A 3344-nucleotide genomic window follows, 5' to 3' on the forward strand; every position below is an offset into this window, starting at 1 on the left:
GTTGGGGGGGGGGGAGCTGCCTCCAAAGACCGCTGCCACCCCTCGCGCACTTGCATTTGCCGCGCGTCCCCGCTAAGCGCCGCCGCTTCCGACCATGGTCATCCCTGGAGGCGTGGCGGACTTTGAAACTTTTCTCGGAGAAAAATGATGAGCGACCAGCTGGTGCTGTCGGCCGAGACGCGTGATCGGGGAGGCAAGGGAGCCTCGCGTGAACTGCGTCGCGAAGGCCGTGTCCCCGCCGTTGTCTATGGCGGCAAAGAAGAACCCCTGATGATCCACGTCGAAGAAAAGCTGCTGATGAAGCAGTTGATGACGGGTCACTTCATGAACTCGGTCGTGATGATCGACGTCGGCGGCAAGCAGATCCGCACGCTGCCCAAGGACGTCGCGTTCCACCCGGTCAAGGATCGTCCGATCCACGCCGACTTCCTGCGCATTTCGAAGGATTCGAAGGTCCAGGTCGCGGTGCCGGTGCTGTTCATCAATGAAGAAGCCTCGCCGGGCCTGAAGCGCGGCGGCGTGCTGAACATCGTTCGCCACGAGCTGGAACTGATCTGCGACGCGGACAAGATGCCCGACGACATCCAGATCGATGTCACCGGTTATGATGTCGGCGATTCGATCCACATCAGCGCCGTGACCCTGCCCAAGGGCAGCGAAAGCGCGATCACCGACCGCGATTTCACCATCGCGACGATCGTTGCGCCGTCGGCGATGAAGTCGACCGCCGGTGACACGACGGTGGACGAAGGCGAAGCTGCCGAAGGCGGCGACGAAGCCTAAAATCATTCGGGCGGCCCCTCCCCTGGCGGGAGGGGCCTTCCACGAAAGGCGGTTGCCATGCAGCTCTGGGTCGGCCTCGGCAATCCCGGGCCCCAATATGCGATGCACCGCCACAATGTCGGCTTCATGGCCGCTGATGTTATCGCCAACGTCTACGACTTTCCGGCACCCGCGAAGAAATTCCAGGGCTGGATCCAGGACGGGCGGATCGGGTCGCAGCGTATCCTGCTGCTCAAACCTGGCACCTTCATGAACGAAAGCGGCCGCAGCGTGCGCGCCGCGATGGATTTCTACAAACTCGAAACGCCCGACGTGACCGTCTTTTACGACGAGCTCGACCTGGCGCCGATGCAGGTGAAGGTGAAGCGCGGCGGTGGCGCGGCGGGGCATAATGGCATCCGCAGCATGATCCAGCACATCGGCGGGGATTTCCGCCGCGTCCGCATCGGCATCGGCCATCCGGGCCATAAGGATCGCGTTACCGGCCATGTGCTGGGCAATTATCACAAGAGCGAGATGGAACCGCTGATCGACCTGCTGGGCGCCATCGCCGCCGAAGCGCCGTGGTTGGCCGAGGACAATGACGTGCGCTTTCAGAGCGATCTCGCGCTACGTTTGCAGGGCTGACGATCGTGCAACGTGTATTGATCATCGGGCCGTGCGGCGCCGGGAAATCGACGCTCGCCGCGCAACTGGGCCAGACGCTCGACCTGCCGGTCTTTCATATGGACCAGCTCAACTGGCGTCCGGGCTGGGTCGAAAGCAGCAAGGATGACATACGCGCCAAACTCGGCAGCATCACCGCCGGCGAACGGTGGCTGATCGACGGCACATATGGCGGTACGCTCGACGCGCGATTGGGGCGCGCCGACACCGTCGTCTATCTCGATTTTCCGATCCGGCTGTGTGCCTGGCGCGTACTGCGCCGGATCTGGACCTATCGCGGGCGCAGCCGCCCCGACATGACCGAAGGATGTCCCGAGCGCTTCGATCTCGAATTCTTCCTCTATCTGCTCGCCTGGAACCGCGGCCCGCGGCCGCGTACCGAAGAAAAGTTGCGCGACTATCATGGCACGCTGGTGCGGCTCAAAAATCCGCGCGCGCTGCAGGAATGGCGTGGGTCGCTGAGCAAACAGGCCGTCTGACTGCGGTTTGGCGTCGGCGTAAAATTCAGGCATGATCGCTTCCGAAAAGGAGTCCGCCATGCCCACCCCTTCCCGTCCCAGCCGCCGCGAGTTGATCGCCGGAGCCGCCGCCCTGACCGCCGCTGCCCCCCTCGCCCTAAATGCTGTCACCCCATATATTGCGCCCTTTCTGAAAGGTCGGACAATCCTTATCACCGGCGCGTCGAGCGGGTTTGGTCGGGTCGGCGCGCTACTCTATGCCAGGCTCGGTGCCAAGGTGATTGCCACGATGCGCGGGCTACCCCGCCCCGAGGCCGAAACGCTCACCGCCGAAGCCGCGGAGGAACAGCTCGACCTGCATATCGTCGAAATCGACGTGACGAGCGATGCGTCGGTCGCGGCAGGAGCCACCAAAGCGCTCGAAATTGCGGGCGGGCGGATCGACACGCTGATCAACAACGCCGGGATCGGCATTACCGGTCCGGTCGAGGTCCAGGACATGGAAGCGACGCAGCTGATCTTCGACACCAATATATTCGGCATCCAGCGAATGCTCCGCGCGCTGTTGCCGCAGATGCGCGCAGCAAAAAAACGGGCAGATTTTCAACATCTCGTCACAGCTCGGGCGCGTCATCGTGCCGGGCGGCGGCCATTATTCGGCGACCAAATTCGCGGTCGAGGCCTTGTCCGAACAGCTGGCCTATGAACTGGTGCCGCACGGCATCGAGGTGACGGTCATCCAGCCGGGCGGCTATCCGACCAAAGTATGGGTCAACCGCAACGCCTATACCGGCGCGCTGAAAGCGCGCAGTGATGCGGCGCTGCTTGCCGCCTATGCGCCGTTCACCCGCGGCATGGGGACCGAGGATGGCAGCGGGCGCAGCGCGGATCCAATGGACGTACCGATGGCGATTGCCGAGATCATGGCGATGCCCGCGGGCAAGCGCCCGCTGCGCCGCGCGGTCCATCCGGGGAACAAGCCGCAGGAGGCGATCAATCGCGTGTCGGCCGAGGTGCAGGTCGCCTGGCTTGGCGGCGGCGCGCTGGGGCCACTGGTCAAGGCGGTCCATGACTGAGCCGCGGCTATGTCACCAGAACGTCATCGAAATCCTGCCTTTCTGACTTGGTGAAGCCATTTAGCTGACACCTCCCGCTGCCATCGGTGCGCCACCTCATTCCGGACAAGCCAGTCCGGAGGCTCAACCGAAAACAGGGGGACTGCATGTCACATCTTACCGACGACGCCCGCGCGCCGTATCGCGGCGAAACCGCCAGCCATCACGCGCCGGGCAGCCTGGAGGCGATCGTCGCCGAAAATCCGACGCGCCGCACGTTGCTTCGTAACGGCCTGCTCGGCCTGTCGATCCTGCCCACCATGGCGCTGGCGGCATGCGGCGACACCAGCGGCGACCCCACCGTCACCCTGCCCCCGACCGC

General features: G+C 64.0%; 5 protein-coding genes and 1 pseudogene. All 6 read left to right on the top strand.

Translation table 11 applies throughout. From position 1 onward, the window contains the following. Positions 1-147: 147 nt before the first annotated feature. Positions 148-783 (top strand): 50S ribosomal protein L25/general stress protein Ctc, encoded by a 636-nt coding sequence (locus tag FFS68_RS17670; RefSeq protein ID WP_137754513.1) that lies wholly within the window; start codon positions 148-150, stop codon positions 781-783. Positions 784-840: 57 nt separating this feature from the next. After that, the gene (gene pth, locus FFS68_RS17675) at positions 841-1410 is read left to right on the top strand and encodes an aminoacyl-tRNA hydrolase (protein ID WP_137754514.1); all 570 of its coding nucleotides are present in this window, start codon (positions 841-843) and stop codon (positions 1408-1410) included. Positions 1411-1415: 5 nt separating this feature from the next. Continuing rightward, positions 1416-1928, top strand: a complete 513-nt coding sequence (locus tag FFS68_RS17680; RefSeq protein ID WP_137754515.1) for an AAA family ATPase — start codon at positions 1416-1418, stop codon at positions 1926-1928. A 58-nt stretch (positions 1929-1986) separates the two neighbouring features. Next, positions 1987-2613 carry an SDR family NAD(P)-dependent oxidoreductase gene (locus FFS68_RS18245; RefSeq protein WP_283214614.1) on the top strand — a complete coding sequence of 209 codons (627 nt, stop codon included), beginning with the start codon at positions 1987-1989 and terminating at the stop codon, positions 2611-2613. Continuing rightward, positions 2516-2983: an SDR family NAD(P)-dependent oxidoreductase gene (locus tag FFS68_RS18250; RefSeq protein ID WP_283214615.1), complete on the top strand. Its 468-nt coding sequence runs from the start codon at positions 2516-2518 to the stop codon at positions 2981-2983. Before FFS68_RS18245 ends, FFS68_RS18250 begins: the two co-directional genes overlap by 98 nt. 146 nt (positions 2984-3129) lie before the next feature. Continuing rightward, positions 3130-3344, top strand: a pseudogene (locus FFS68_RS17690) (dTDP-glucose 4,6-dehydratase); the annotation flags it as partial.

Origin of the sequence: Sphingopyxis sp. L1A2A (assembly GCF_005502465.1) — a bacterium.
In the GTDB taxonomy this organism is placed as follows: Bacteria; Pseudomonadota; Alphaproteobacteria; order Sphingomonadales; family Sphingomonadaceae; genus Sphingopyxis.